Genomic DNA, 13,813 nt, shown 5'->3' on the forward strand with positions numbered 1-13,813 from the left:
GCGCGCCCGCGGGGCGTGGAGGGACCCGTCCGGCGTCGCGTCCACGACAGTGGGAGGCGCCGCGTGATCAACTCTTTGCGATACCCAGATTAAATATTGCGGCTGTCTGTTCGTCATCCTATGGTTTTTGTGCCGCCCGATACCGCTCTTCTGTCAGGGCGGCAGCATCCCCGAGCCGTCCAGCGGTCGCCATGCGAGGAAGGGAGCGCCGCCTACTCCCCCGGTCGTACGTCCGGACGGGACCGCTCCCCCGTACGCCAGGGGAAGTACGGCGGGGCGCTTCGCGGGGGTGACGACGCCCGCGCCCCGGGCCGGGAGCCTGGACACCGAATCCCACGGAGGTGTCCATGAGTTCCCCACCCGCTCCGGCCGGCCGGGCCCGCGTACCGGCCCCGGCGAACCCGGCGGACGTGCCCGCCCGGACCGGTCCGGCCCGCGTGCCCGCCTGGATCGTCTGGTCCCTGCGGGCCACCGCCACCCTGCACCTGGTGACCGTGCTCGGCCAGGCGGTCATCGCCGGCATGTTCGTCACCGGGGAGGTGGACCTGCTGGCCCACCACAACCTCGGCGCCACCGTCACCGCGGTGCTGGTGGGCCTGCAGCTCATCGCCGCGATCACGCTGTGGCGGCCGGGACGCGGCCCGCTGTGGCCGCTCGGGGTTAGCCTCCTGCAGGCCGCGCTGGTGAACGCCCAGATCGTGCTCGGCCAGGAACGCCTGGTCGCGCCGCACATCCCGCTCGCGATGGTCATCTTCGGCCTGGCCGTGTCGATGACCGCCTGGACGTGGCGGGGACCGCGAGGGGCGGCGGCGTGATCTCCAGAAGGCGTTTCCTGGGCGGCGCGCTCGGCGTGACGGGCCTGACCGCGGCCGGGTGCGGCGCGGTGTCGGCCGAGACCGCGGGCCAGGTCCTGTCCAGCGCGCTGCCGCTGCCCGAACCGTTCACCGTCCCGCTGCCGGTCCCCGTCGTGGCGCGCCCCGCGCGACCGGGACACTACGAGGTGGTCCAGCGCGCCGCGAAGGTGGAGATCGTCCCGGGGACGACGACCGAGGTGTGGGGGTTCGACGGGACCTTCCCCGGGCCGACCTTCCAGGTGCGGCGCGGCGACCCCGTCACGGTCCGGGTCCGCAACGAGCTGCCCGTGCCGACCTCCACGCACCTGCACGGCGGGGTGACCCCGGCCGGCTCCGACGGCTACCCCACCGACCTGGTGGTGGCCGAGGGACGCGGCTTCCGGCCCCCGCCCGGCGGCCACTCCCACCACGGCATGCGCGTGGACCCCTCTCGGTGGACGCTGCACGCGGGGGCGCGGGACTACGCGTACCCGCTGGACCAGCGGGCCGCCACGCTCTGGTACCACGACCACCGGATGGACTTCACCGCCCCGCAGGTCTGGCGGGGGCTGGCCGGGTTCATGATCGTGGGGGACGACGAGGACGACGCGCTGCCGCTGCCCGGGGGCGAGCGGGACGTCCCGCTGATGATCTGCGACCGCGCGTTCGAGGAGGACGGCTCGTTCCGCTACCCGGCGGTCGATCCCAGCCTGCTGGTGAGCGCCGGGGTCGAGCCCGCCTACATGGAGGGGGTCGAGGGTGACGTGATCCTGGTCAACGGCGCCCCCTGGCCGGTGCTGGAGGTTTCGGCCACCCGATACCGGCTGCGGCTGCTCAACGCCTCCAACGCCCGCCGCTACCGGCTGGAGCTGACCCCCGGCGGCGACCTCGTCCAGGTCGGCAGCGACGCCGGGCTGCTGGCCGCCCCCGTCGCGCACCGGGCGATCACGATGGCCCCCGCCGAGCGGTTCGACGTGGTCGTCGACTTCTCCGCCCACCCGGTCGGCAGCGAGGTGACGATGGTCAACACCCTCGGCACCGGCCCGGCGCGGGACGTGATGCGCTTCCGCGTCGCGCGCCGGGCCCGGGAGGACAGCGCGGTGCCGAAGCGTCTGGCCACGCTCGAACCGGCCGTCAGGTCGTCGGCCGCCGCTTCTCGGCTCTTCGACTTCCGCAGGACCGGGCAGGGCCCCGAGGCCTCCTGGACGATCAACGGCCTGCCGTTCCGGCCCGGCGACCCGCTGGCCCGCCCCCGGCTCGGCACCACCGAGATCTGGCGCCTGACCAGCGACTTCCACCATCCCGTGCACGTGCACCTGGCCCACTTCCAGGTGCTCTCGCGCAACGGCCGGGCCCCGGCGGCGACGGACGGCGGCTGGAAGGACACCGTCGACGTCCGCCCGTACGAGGTGGTCGAGGTCCTGGTGCGCTTCGAGGGCTTCCGTGGGCGCTACATGATGCACTGCCACAACCTCGAACACGAGGACATGGCGATGATGGCCGACTTCGAGGTGGTGTAGCGGACCGTTTCCGCCATGTCCCGGTGGCACCTCCGGTACGCCCGCCCCGGCCTCTGCGCACCCGCCCGGCGCGTCGCCGGGTGTCACCCCGCCGGACGCGTTACCCCACGTTCGGGGTCAGGTGCGGGGTCAGGTGCGGCGGGCGGCCCAGACGGTGCGTTCGGTGCGTACCGTCAGGTCGTCGCGGCGCAGGACGCTGTGCGGGCCGCCGGTGTCGAGGAGCCGGGCGAGCGCGGCGAGGTCCTCGGGAGAGAGCATGTCGGCGACGAAGCTGTGAATACGCTGCAGGACACCGAGAGCGTAACGGCCGATCGCTTCGTTGTGGTCGCCCTCGATGTTCACGGCGACGGTGCGTTCGCCTTCGACGGTGAAGCCGGCGGCGGTCAGCATCGGGCCCCAGTCGGCGCCGCGGTGGGGCATGAGTTCGGCTTGGAGACGATCGGCCGCGGCGTGGACGCGCTCTTCCAGGCCGGGCCGGTCCTCGGGGGCGTCCCCGGGCAGGAAGCGAGGGTGACCGGCCAGCTCGACGACGGCGAACAGGCCACCGGGCGCGAGCGCGTCGTGGACGGCGTGCAGTGCGCGCTCGGGGCGGGCCATGTGGTGCATCGAGGCCGATGCCCAGATCAGGTCCGGTGAGCCGAGGTCGGGCCAGGCGTCTTCGTCCAGGTCGGCCTGCACGGTGCGCACGCGTTCCTCGACGCCGCGGGCGCACGCCTTGGCGCGTAGGCGCTGAAGGTGTTCGGTTGAGGTGTCGACGGCGGTGACGTGCGCGTCGGGGAAGCGGTCGAGAAGGGCGAAGGTGCCCGTGCCCGTGCCGCAGCCCAGGTCCACGATCTGACGCGGGCTTGTCTCCAGTGGCAGCCATGCGGTGATGGAGGCCGTGTGCTCGGCGAGGACCTCGGCGTCCAGGTCGAGGATCTCCGCCTCGCCGCCGGTGTCCCGCTCGTGGTGGTGGCCGTGCGAAGCGCCATGGTGGGGAGTGTGCGTGTGCGTTCGGGTCATGCTCTTCACACTAGGACCACTATGCGCCACAGGCGTGACATCTTGCCGTTTACGCAAGACGATGGTCGCGGGTGCTGCCTGGCGCGCAAGAGGTCACTGCCGCGGAGCCGGTCGCGCGGCTCGCGCCGTCATCCGGGAGAGCTTCGAACGCCGCCGCCGCCGCGCTGTTCAGAAGAGCCTTGAGCGCCGCCGTCGCGCTGTTCGGGGGAGCCTTGAGCGTCGCCGCCGTCGCGCTGTTCGGGGGAGCCTTGAGCGTCGCCGTCGCGCTGGTGGCCGCGGCGGGCGTCATGGTCGAAGAGGCCCAAGATCTCGCAGGGCCCGCCCTCGGCGCCGATCGCGTGCGGCATCATCGTGGGGAACTCGGCCGCCTGGTTGGTCTCGACGCGGAAGCGGCGCCGGCCGAGCAGGAGGATCGCGGTGCCGGACAGCACGACGAACCACTCGCGCCCCGGGTGGGCGCGCATGCGGGCGGGATTGTCGGGCGGGGGGTCCGTCAGGCGCTGGCGCATCACGCTCATGCCGGGGTCGGCCTTCAGGGTCCAGCGCATCCGGCCGTGGGTGCTGTCGATCGTCGGGCTGGTGATGACGTCGTCGGCGGCGGTCTCCACGAGCTGGTCCAGCGTGGTGTCCAGGGCGCGGGCGAGGGTGACCAGCTGATCCAGCGCGAGGCGGCGCTGGCCGTTCTCGATGCGGCTCAGCGAGGACTGGCTGAGGTGGGCGCGGGTGGCCAGTTCCTCCAGTGACAAGCCCTGCGCCACCCGCAGCGCGCGGATGCGTTTGCGTACGAGGCTGTCCAGCTCTCCATTTTCTTGCGCCATAGGCAACATTGTATGCCTTGGATGCAACGCGGGGTTGGCGTCGTGTGCACAGGGTCCACACCGCCGGGGACCACACACGATGAAAGAGCAGGAGGACATGGCCGTGACGACTTCCCCGTACGCGACGCGCACGGCGTGACGCGCACGGCGTGGCGCGGCGGTCGTTTGAGCGGGTCCCCTGGTGGAAGCCGTACCATCGGCGGTCCACAGGGGGGAGCGGGAACCATGGCCGAACGACTGGTGGTGATCGGCGGCGACGCCGCGGGGATGAGCGCGGCCTCCCAGGCCAGGCGCAGGCGCGGGCCCGAGGACCTGCGGATCGTCGCCTTCGAGAAGGGCGCGCACGCCTCCTACTCGGCCTGCGGGATCCCCTATCTCGTGGGCGGGGAGGTCACCGACGTGGAGTCCCTGGTCACCCGGCGCCCGGAGGTGTTCCGCGACGAGCTGGACATCGACCTGCGGCTGCACAGCGAGGTCGTCGAGATCGACCTGGACCGGCGCGCGGTGGCCGTACGCGGCGAGGGGGGCGGCGACCCGGCCTGGGAGCCGTTCGACCAGCTCGTGGTCGCCACCGGCGCCGTTCCCGGCCGCCCCGACCTGCCCGGCGCCGACGCCGAGGGGGTGTACGGGGTGCAGACGCTGGACGACGGCGTCGCGCTGCTGCGGGCCCTGGAGGACAAGCCGCGCAGGGCCGTGGTGGTCGGCGGCGGCTACATCGGCCTGGAGATGGCCGAGGCGCTGGTGCGCCGCGGGCTGGAGGTCGCGCTCGTCGACGCCGCCGAGCAGCCGATGAGCACGCTGGATCCCGACATGGGCGCCCTCGTCGCCGACGCCCTGCGCGACCTGGGCGTGGAGGTGCACCTCGGCGAGTCCATCGAGGGCTTCGAGGAGTCCGGCGGGCGGGTCACGGCGGCCCGTACCGGGAACCGGACCCTCCCCGCCGACCTGGTCGTCCTCGGGCTCGGCACCCGGCCGAACAGCGCGCTGGCCGAGGCCGCGGGCATCCCGGTCGGCGACACCTCGGGGATCGTGACCGACCGGCGGATGCGGACCCCGGTGGAGGGCGTCTGGGCCGCCGGGGACTGCGTCGAGACCTTCCATCTGGTCTCCCGGCGGCCGGTCGCGATCGCGCTCGGCACCCACGCCAACAAGCAGGGACGCGTCGTGGGCATCAACATCGGCGGCGGGCACGCCGCCTTCCCCGGCGTCGTGGGTACCGCGGTTTCCAAGATCTGCGAGTACGAGGTGGCGCGCACCGGCCTGAGCACCACGGAGGCGACGAGGGCCGGGTTCGAGCCGGTCGGCGGGATCGTGGAGTCCACCACGCGCGCCGGATACTATCCCGGCGCCCGCACGATGAAGATCAAGACGATCGCCGACCGGGGGACGGGCCGCCTGCTGGGCGCCCAGATCGTCGGCCAGGAGGGCGCCGCCAAACGGATCGACGCCCTCGCCGTCGCCATCTGGAACGAGATGACGGTGGAGGAGGTGTCGGGGCTCGACCTGTCGTACGCTCCCCCGTTCGCCCCCGTGTGGGACCCCGTGCTGATCGCCGCGCGCAAGGCGGCCGAGCACATCGACCGCCTCGACGGGAAGGCCTGAGCCCCGGTTCGCGAAAGGGGCTTGGCGGGCCGCACCGGTCATGGGCCCGGGGCCGGTTCCCGTCGCCTCCGGGTCCACCCGCGTCGACCGAGGCCCGCGCGCCCCCCTTGAGTTCGGCGTCCCCACCTGAACGTGCCCCCGTCCCCTCCGAGCGTGCCCCCGCCCCTCTCGCACGTGTCCCCGTCCCCTCCGAGCGTGCCCCGTCCTCTCCCGAGCGTGTCCCCGTCCGCGAGGTGAGCCGATCCGCGCGGGCCGGCCGTGAGGTACCTCACGCGCGCAAAACTGACCAACAGAACCATTTTGGTCAGTTAGTCATTTATGGTGGAGGCAGGCATCTGGAAGGAGTCGTCATGACGAACACCGGCAGGGGCGGCCGGGCCCTGGTGGTCGGTCTCGGGATCACGGGCATCGCCACCGCGCTGCGGCTGCGCCAGGTGGGCTGGGAGCCGGTGATCGTGGAACGCGCACCCGCGCGCCGGGCGGGCGGGTACTTCATCATGCTGTTCAACGCGGGTGCCGCCCCCGCGCGCAGGCTCGGCGTGCTGGAGGCGATCGGCGACCGCGCCGTCCCCGGGAGGGTCACCCACGAGGTGAACCGCGCCGGGCGCCGCACCCCCGGCATGAGCCCGGCCAACCTGCCGGTCAGGCCCAGGCAGCTGCTGCGCGGCGACATCGAGCAGGCGCTGTTCTCCGCGCTGCCCGCCGACGTGGAGATCCGCTACGGCACCGTGCCCACCCGCATCACGCAGGACGACCTCGCGGCGCGGGTCACCCTCCACGACACCGCGTCCGGCACCGACGTCACCGAGCGCTTCGACCTGGTGGTGGGCGCCGACGGGATGCGCTCGACCGTGCGCGCTCTGGCTTTCGGACCCGGACGGTACCTGCACCCGCTGAACTACATGGTCGGCGCCACCGTCCTGGACGGGCCGGTCGAGGGCTTCCGGCAGGACGAGGGGCTCACCCTGGCCGAACCGGGACGCTCGGCGACGGTCTTCCCCTTCCGCGACCACGCGCCCAGCCTGCTGTTCTCCTACCGCACCGACGACATCGACGCCCAGTTCGAACGACCGGCGATCGAGTCCATCCGCGCCGCCTTCGGCCCGAAGCCCCCGGGGCCACTGCTGGAGCACCTGTTCACCCGCTTCGAGCAGGCCCCGGAGCACCTGTTCGACTCCGTGAACCAGGTCAGGATGCCGCACTGGCACCGCGGCCGGGTCGTCCTGATCGGCGACGCCGCCTGGTGCGTCACCCTGTACGCGGGCATGGGGGCCTCCAGCGGCATCGCCGGAGGCGAGCTGCTGGGCACCATGCTGCGGCGCCATCCGGGCGACCTGCCCGGCGCGCTTCGCGCGTGGGAGGCCCGGATGCGCCCCTTCGTCCGCACCGAGCAGAGCAGCGCCCTGCTCATGCGTAAGATGTTCGTTCCGCACGACCGCAAGGAACACCTCCTGCGCGCCGCGATGCTGCGCCTCATGCACGCCCCGCTCCTCGGGCAGGCCATGACAAAGATCATTAAGGGCCCCGACACGAACAACAAGGAGCTGGACGTCGCCGCCGTCTGAGGCGCCCCCGCTCCGGAGGAAAGGGAAGCGATCCCGGTGAGCCAGCTGGTCGAACACCACTCGCGCAAGGCCGCCCGCATCCTCGACAGCGCACGCGAGCTGGTGCTCGACCACGGGGCAGGCAAGATCACCGTTTCGGAGATCAGCCGGGCCGCCGGTGTCGGCAAGGGCACCGTCTACCTGTACTGGCCCAGCAAGGAGGACCTCATCCGCGGGCTCTTCGCCCGCGACCTGCTCACCGGCCTGGAAGTGATCATCGACCGCCTCGGCGCCGACCCCGCCACCGTCCGGCCCCACCGCCTGGCCGCGCTGCTGCTGCACACCACGCACCACCTGCCGCTGGCACTCCGCCTGCACCTCGGTGACGCCGACCTGCTGCGGCTGCTCATGCACCGGACCGGCGACCGCGAGCTGTTCGCCCGCACCCAGCCGGCCGCCCTGTGCCAGACGGTCATGCCGATCCTGCACAGCCACGGCCTGATCCGCCACGACCGGCCCCTGCCCGACCAGGCCTACGCCGTGCACGCCGTGCTCACCGGGTTCCTCGCCGCCGTCTCCGACCCGTCCTCCGCCCCGCCCGGCGTCGGCGACCCGTACGCGGTTCTCGCCGACACCGTGGCCCTGATGGTCGAACCCCCCGCCCCGCCCGGCGGGACGACCCTCGCCGCGGCCGCCGAACACGTCATCGCCACTCTCCAGGAGACCCGGAACGCGGTCCTGGACTTCATCGACCGAAGCCAGGCGCCCGGCCAGTGACGGCCTGACCTGTGGTGGCGGCACGCCGGACCACGGCGCGCTCGCATGATCGACCGGGCGCGGGAAAAACCGCGGGGATGGTTGGGCCGGATGAGAGCGGGCAAGGGCGAAGAATCCAAGTCCCGATCCCGACAAGGAGTAGCAATGCTCACATTGACGGACACGGCAGCCCAGGTAATCCGGGATCTCAGCTCGCAGGTGACAGACTCTCCGGACACCGGGGTTCGCATTTCATCCCAGAGCGACGGAACCGGATCGCTCGTGCTCTCGATCGCGGAACACCCCGAATCCGCCGACAGGGTGGTGGAGTCGGAAGGGGCACGAATCTTCCTCGACCCGCAGGTCGTGGACATGCTCGACGACAAGTCGCTGGACGCGGACGTCGACGAGGGGGGCGGCGTCGCGTTCCTCGTCACCGAACAGCTTCACTGACCACCCGGGGTACACCCGGCGGCGGGCCCCGGTCCCCTTGAAGGGGACCGGGGCCCGCGTATTCCTCCTGGCGACTCCAAGCGACTCCTGGCGACTCCTGGCGACTTCGAGCGGCCGGTGGCCGCCGGTGGGGCACGCCCTCCGAGATCCGCCGGACGTACGAGAGGACGCGTCGTCTCCCCGCGAGGGCGCCTCGCCTCCCCAGGGCCCCGTGCCCCCGGGGGTCAGGAGTGGGCGCTGCTCAGGGCGAGCGGGTCCTTCGGCGCCCCGGCCTTGGCCTTCTCCATCTCCTCGCCGAGCTCCTGGAGCCTCTTGCGTCCCATGGCCTCCCGCACCTGCGGGAACCACTCCTGCTCCTCCTCCTCGACGTGGTGGCGCACGTTCTCGATCAGCACCGTGACCTTGGCGTCGAACCGCTCGTCCTGCGGGTCGAGCCCCCTCAGCTCGGAGAGCATCCAGACCACCACGTGGTGCTCCTCGACGCTCTCCAGGACGTGGTCGGAGGTCTCCGGAACGCTCTCGCGGGCGGCCGGGTAGAAGATCTGCTCCTCGATGTGGGCGTGGGCGGTGAGCTCCTCGATGATCTGGTCGACGAGGTCCCGCTTCTTCTTGTACGCCCGCTCGCCCGCGTTCTCGAACTCCTTGAACAGCTTCTCGACGGTCTTGTGGTCGTCCTTGAGCAAAACGATCGCGTCCATTCTTCTCCTTCTAGAAACTTGTCCGGTGTGATCAGGGGTTGAGCAGGACCTTGACGGCCCCGTCCCGCTTCTTCTGGAAGATCTCGTAACCGTGCGGCACCGGCCCGAGGACTCGGGGAAGGATGTCAGCGCAGCCTGGGCAGGACCTCTCTGGCGTAGAAGTCGAAGAAGGCGTCCTGCTCCTGGCCGATCTGGCTGATGTAGACCTCGTCGAAGCCCGCGTCGACGTACTCCTTGATCGCCTTGATGTGCACCTCGGGGTCGGGGCCGCAGGGGGCGGTGATGTCGTCCTCGGTCACCATCTCGGCGAGTTCCTCGAAGTGGCGGGGCAGCGGCAGCAGCTGCATCGCCTCGCCCTGGATGCCCTCGGTCGGCCAGATCCGGTGCGCGGTCCTGCGGCCGGTGGCCTCGTCGGCGGCGTGGCAGACCTTCAGCCCGCCCTGGGAGGGCTTGCCCGCCCCGCCCGCCTTGTGGAACTTCTCCACCAGGTCGGCGCTCGGGGAGGTGCAGATGTAGCCGTCGGCGATCTTCCCGGCCAGCTGCACCGCCTTGTCCCCGAAGGCGGACATGTAGACGGGCGGCGGCTCGTCGGGAAGGGTGTAGAGGCGGGCGGTGTCGACGCGGTAGTGCTCCCCCCGGTGGGTCACCAGCTTCCCGCTCCACAGCTTCCGCATGAGCTCGACCGCCTCCTCGAGCATCTCCAGCCGCTCGGAGGCCGGGGGCCAGCGCGAGTCGAGGATGTGCTCGTTGAGCGCCTCGCCGGTGCCGACTCCGAGCCGGAACCGTCCGCCGGACAGCGCCGCGCTGGTGGCGGCGGCCTGCGCGATGATCGCCGGGTGGGTGCGGACCAGCGGGCAGGTGACGGCGGTGGTGATGGGCAGCGAGGTCGCCTGGGCCACCGCCCCGATCACCGACCAGACGAACGGGCTCTGGCCCTGCGCGTCCAGCCACGGATGGAAGTGATCGGAGATCCACAGACTTTCGAAGCCGGCCCGCTCGGCGAGCTTGGCCTGCCGTACGAGCTCCGCCGGCCCGTGTTCCTCGCTCGACAAGAAGTACCCGAACGTGGTCATTTTCCCTCCCCGATCGCCTGAGCTGCGGCGACGTCTCCCTTACCCTGTCCGGGAAGGTCAAACGAGGGAGCGCGAGAAGGTCGGCGCGATCTCCTCCCTGACCTCCCCGGGGACGCGGCGCAACCCGTCCGCGAGCCCGGGAAGGCAGGTCGGCCGGGTCAGTACGGCCAGGTCCAGTCGCGGATCTCGGAGGGGTCCTCGCCGTGCTCGCGGGTGTGGGCGCGGGCGTGCAGCCGGGCGTCGACCATGTGCTGGCGCAGGTGCGCCGAGCGCTCGGCCAGCCCGGGAACGCGGTCGACGACGTCCATCACCAGGTGGAAGCGGTCGATGTCGTTGAGCATGGCCATGTCGAACGGCGTGGTCGTGGTGCCCTCCTCCTTGTAGCCGCGCACGTGGATGTTGGCGTGGCCGTTGCGGCGGTAGGTCAGGCGGTGGATGAGCCACGGGTAGCCGTGGAAGTTGAAGATGACCGGCCGGTCGGCGGTGAACAGCGTGTCGAACTCGGCGTCGGACATGCCGTGCGGGTGCTCGGTGGGCGGCTGCAGCCGCATCAGGTCCACCACGTTGACCACCCGGACCCGTAGCTCGGGCAGGTGCTCGCGCAGCAGGGCGGCCGCCGCCAGGGTCTCCAGGGTGGGCACGTCGCCCGCGCAGGCCAGCACCACGTCCGGCTCGGTCCCGGCGTCGGTGCTGGCCCACTCCAGCACGCCCAGCCCCCGCGTGCAGTGCGCGATCGCCTCGTCCATCGGCAAAAGGTCCAGCACCGGCTGCTTGCCCGCCACGATCACGTTCACGTAGTCGCGCGAGCGCAGGCAGTGCTCAGCCGTCGACAGCAACGTGTTGGCGTCCGGCGGCAGGTAGACCCGCACCACCTCGGCCTTCTTGTTCATCACCACGTCCAGGAAGCCCGGATCCTGGTGGGAGAAGCCGTTGTGGTCCTGGCGCCACACGTGCGAGGACAGCAGGTAGTTCAGCGAGGCGACCGGCCTGCGCCAGCCGATCTTCCGGGAGGACTCCAGCCACTTGGCGTGCTGGTTGAACATCGCGTCGATGATGTGGATGAACGCCTCGTAGCAGTTGAACAAACCGTGGCGGCCGGTCAGCAGGTAGCCCTCCAGCCAGCCCTGGCACAGGTGCTCGCTCAGCACCTCCATCACCCGGCCGCCCTGCCCCAGGTGCTCGTCGGTCGAAAGCAGCTCGGCGTCCCAGGCCCGGTCGGTGACCTCGAAGACCGCCTGCAGCCGGTTGGAGGCGGTCTCGTCGGGACCCATCAGCCGGAAGTTCTCCGGGTTGGCGGCGATGACGTCGCGCAGGAAGGCGCCCAGCACCCGGGTGGGCTCGGTGCTGGCGGTGGCGGGCGACTTGACCTCGACCGCGTGCTCGCGGAAGTCGGGCAGCGCCAGCGGGCGCAGCAGCTCGCCGCCGTTGGCGTGCGGGTTGGCGCTCATCCGCAGCGGCCCCTCGGGGACCGTCCCGAGGACCTCGGCCACCGGCCGCCCCTCGGCGTCGAACAGCTCCTCCGGCCGGTACGAGCGCATCCACTCCTGCAACATCGCCAGGTGCTCGGGGTTGTCGCGCACCCCCGACAGCGGCACCTGGTGGGAGCGCCAGGTGCCCTCCACCGGCAGCCCGTCGACCTCGCGCGGCCCGGTCCACCCCTTCGGGGTCCGCAACACGATCATCGGCGGGCGGCCGCCCTCGGCGATCTGGTCGAACACCGTCTCCAGGGTCTCGGCCATGATCTGGTGCACGGCCTCGGGCTCCTCCCCGGACACCAGGTGCGGGCGGTATCCGTACCCCTCCATGAGCTTGACCAGCTCGTCGGTGGGGATGCGGGCGAGCACGGTCGGGTTGGCGATCTTGTAGCCGTTCAGGTGCAGGATGGGCAGCACGGCGCCGTCGCGGCCCGGCGCGTGGAACTTGTTGCTGTGCCAGCTGGCGGCCAGCGGCCCGGTCTCGGCCTCCCCGTCGCCGATGACACAGGCCACCACCAGGCCGGGATTGTCGAACGCGGCCCCGTACGCATGCGCCAGGGAGTAGCCCAGCTCGCCGCCCTCGTGGATCGAGCCGGGCGTCTCGGGCGCCACGTGGGAGGGGATGCCGCCGGGGAAGGAGAACTGCCGAAACAGCCGCCGCATCCCCTCCCCATCCCGGGTGATATCCGGATATTTCTCGGTATAGGAGCCCTCCAGCCAGGCGTGCGCCACCGCGGCGGGCCCGCCGTGCCCCGGACCGGCGATGTAGATCATGTCCTGGCCGCGTTCGGCGATGACCCGGTTCAGGTGGGCGAAGCAGAAGTTCAGCCCCGGCGTGGTCCCCCAGTGCCCCAGCAGCCGGGGCTTGATGTGCTCGGCCCGCAGCGGCTCGGCCAGCAGCGGGTTGTCCAGCAGGTAGATCTGGCCGACCGACAGGTAGTTGGCCGCGCGCCAGTAGGCGTCGACGTGCGCGAGTGCGTCCATACCTCGACAGTTCCCAGCTGAGGCGTTCGAACCCCATCCGGCGAACTCCCCCTACCGCATTGGGATGGAATGTACGAAGATCTCCGGATGAGTCTGGAGCGACGCAAGGGTGCGTTCGAGACTGCTGTGGTTCCCTAAATCGGGAACGTCGGGAGTGAACGATGAGGTTTGTCGGGTTTCGGGACGGGCGTCAGATCCACGTGGGCGTGCTGACCGGCGACGGCCGGGTGGCGCCGCTGGCCGAGGCGGGCGAGTTCTACGAGGACCTGCCCGCCTGGACCGCCAGGGCGCGCGAGCTCACCGGCGGCGAGCCGGGGACGCGCGAGCGGGCGCTCACCGGAGAGGAGCCCGCCGGGCGGGAGGCCGCGGAGCTGGAGCTCTCCGGGCTGACCCCGGCCCCCGCGGTGGCCGGTTCCGCGCGGGTGATCTGCGTCGGGCTGAACTACCGGGCGCACGCCGCCGAGGGCGGTTTCCCGATCCCGGAGACACCGGCGATCTTCGGCCGGTGGACGGCGTCGCTCGCGGTCGACGGCACGCCCGTCCCGGTGCCGCCGGACGAGGAGGGCCTGGACTGGGAGGTCGAGCTGGTCGCGGTGGTCGGCACCGAGCTGCGCTGCGTGGACGAGGAGACCGCGCTGGCGGGGGTGTTCGGCTACGCGACCTTCAACGACCTGAGCGCCCGCCGGGCGCAGCGGCTCACCGCGCAGTGGACGCTCGGCAAGAACTCCGACCACAGCGGGCCGATCGGCCCCGTGGTGACCGCCGACGAGGTGGGCGACCCGGCGAAGGGGCTCCGGCTGGTGACCCGGGTCAACGGCGAGGTCGTCCAGGACGGCGACACCAGCGACATGATCTTCCCGGTCGGGCGGGTGCTGGCGCACCTGAGCCGGACCATGACGCTGCGCCCCGGCGACCTGGTGGCGACCGGCACTCCCGCCGGGGTCGGGTACGCGCGCACCCCGGCACGCCTCCTGGTGCCCGGGGACGTGGTCGAGGTGGAGATCGACCGGCTGGGGCCGGTGCGCAACCCGATCGTGGCCTGGCCGGAGAGCTGA

Annotated in this window: 11 protein-coding genes and 1 pseudogene; 7 read left to right on the forward strand and 5 right to left on the reverse strand. The window is 71.7% G+C overall.

The features are described 5' to 3' along the window. Window positions 1–347 precede the first annotated feature (347 nt). Entirely contained in the window at window positions 348–815 is a 468-nt protein-coding gene (locus ACFYWM_RS09675; protein WP_389911335.1) for a hypothetical protein, read from the forward strand. Next, window positions 812–2,353 (forward strand): multicopper oxidase family protein, encoded by a 1,542-nt coding sequence (locus ACFYWM_RS09680; RefSeq protein ID WP_389911337.1) that lies wholly within the window; start codon window positions 812–814, stop codon window positions 2,351–2,353. Before ACFYWM_RS09675 ends, ACFYWM_RS09680 begins: the two co-directional genes overlap by 4 nt. 129 nt (window positions 2,354–2,482) lie before the next feature. Here ACFYWM_RS09680 and ACFYWM_RS09685 read toward each other — a convergent pair whose 3' ends face one another. Next, the gene (locus ACFYWM_RS09685) at window positions 2,483–3,355 is read right to left on the reverse strand and encodes a class I SAM-dependent methyltransferase (RefSeq protein ID WP_389911339.1); all 873 of its coding nucleotides are present in this window, start codon (window positions 3,353–3,355) and stop codon (window positions 2,483–2,485) included. A 242-nt stretch (window positions 3,356–3,597) separates the two neighbouring features. Further along, a pseudogene (locus tag ACFYWM_RS09690) lies at window positions 3,598–4,173 on the reverse strand (helix-turn-helix domain-containing protein); the annotation flags it as partial. 225 nt (window positions 4,174–4,398) lie between these two features. Here ACFYWM_RS09690 and ACFYWM_RS09695 point away from each other — a divergent pair. The 4 genes from ACFYWM_RS09695 (at window position 4,399) to ACFYWM_RS09710 (ending at window position 8,528) form a co-directional block, all read left to right on the forward strand. Next, window positions 4,399–5,775 carry an FAD-dependent oxidoreductase gene (locus ACFYWM_RS09695; protein ID WP_389911342.1) on the forward strand — a complete coding sequence of 459 codons (1,377 nt, stop codon included), beginning with the start codon at window positions 4,399–4,401 and terminating at the stop codon, window positions 5,773–5,775. A 350-nt stretch (window positions 5,776–6,125) separates the two neighbouring features. Continuing rightward, window positions 6,126–7,340, forward strand: coding sequence for an FAD-dependent monooxygenase (locus ACFYWM_RS09700; protein WP_389911344.1), 1,215 nt, complete (start codon window positions 6,126–6,128; stop codon window positions 7,338–7,340). Between the two features lie 36 nt (window positions 7,341–7,376). Further along, window positions 7,377–8,096, forward strand: a complete 720-nt coding sequence (locus ACFYWM_RS09705; protein ID WP_389911347.1) for a TetR/AcrR family transcriptional regulator — start codon at window positions 7,377–7,379, stop codon at window positions 8,094–8,096. 144 nt (window positions 8,097–8,240) lie between these two features. Further along, entirely contained in the window at window positions 8,241–8,528 is a 288-nt protein-coding gene (locus ACFYWM_RS09710) for a Fe-S cluster assembly protein HesB (protein WP_350976162.1), read from the forward strand. A gap of 224 nt (window positions 8,529–8,752) precedes the next feature. On the opposite strand, the gene ACFYWM_RS09715 is transcribed toward ACFYWM_RS09710, so the two are convergent. The 3 genes from ACFYWM_RS09715 to ACFYWM_RS09725 all read right to left on the reverse strand — a co-directional run bounded on the left by ACFYWM_RS09715 (window position 8,753) and on the right by ACFYWM_RS09725 (window position 12,758). Continuing rightward, a complete protein-coding gene (locus tag ACFYWM_RS09715) occupies window positions 8,753–9,226 on the reverse strand; it encodes a hemerythrin domain-containing protein (RefSeq protein WP_389911350.1) in 474 nt (157 codons plus the stop codon). A gap of 125 nt (window positions 9,227–9,351) precedes the next feature. Next, the gene (locus ACFYWM_RS09720; protein WP_389911352.1) at window positions 9,352–10,299 is read right to left on the reverse strand and encodes a TIGR03557 family F420-dependent LLM class oxidoreductase; all 948 of its coding nucleotides are present in this window, start codon (window positions 10,297–10,299) and stop codon (window positions 9,352–9,354) included. Window positions 10,300–10,457: 158 nt separating this feature from the next. Continuing rightward, window positions 10,458–12,758 carry a phosphoketolase gene (locus tag ACFYWM_RS09725; RefSeq protein WP_389911354.1) on the reverse strand — a complete coding sequence of 767 codons (2,301 nt, stop codon included), beginning with the start codon at window positions 12,756–12,758 and terminating at the stop codon, window positions 10,458–10,460. A 161-nt stretch (window positions 12,759–12,919) separates the two neighbouring features. Here ACFYWM_RS09725 and ACFYWM_RS09730 point away from each other — a divergent pair, with 161 nt between their 5' ends. Continuing rightward, a complete protein-coding gene (locus ACFYWM_RS09730; RefSeq protein WP_389911357.1) occupies window positions 12,920–13,813 on the forward strand; it encodes a fumarylacetoacetate hydrolase family protein in 894 nt (297 codons plus the stop codon).

The sequence above is a fragment of the Streptosporangium sp. NPDC002721 genome (assembly GCF_042888905.1).
GTDB lineage: Bacteria > Actinomycetota > Actinomycetes > Streptosporangiales > Streptosporangiaceae > Streptosporangium.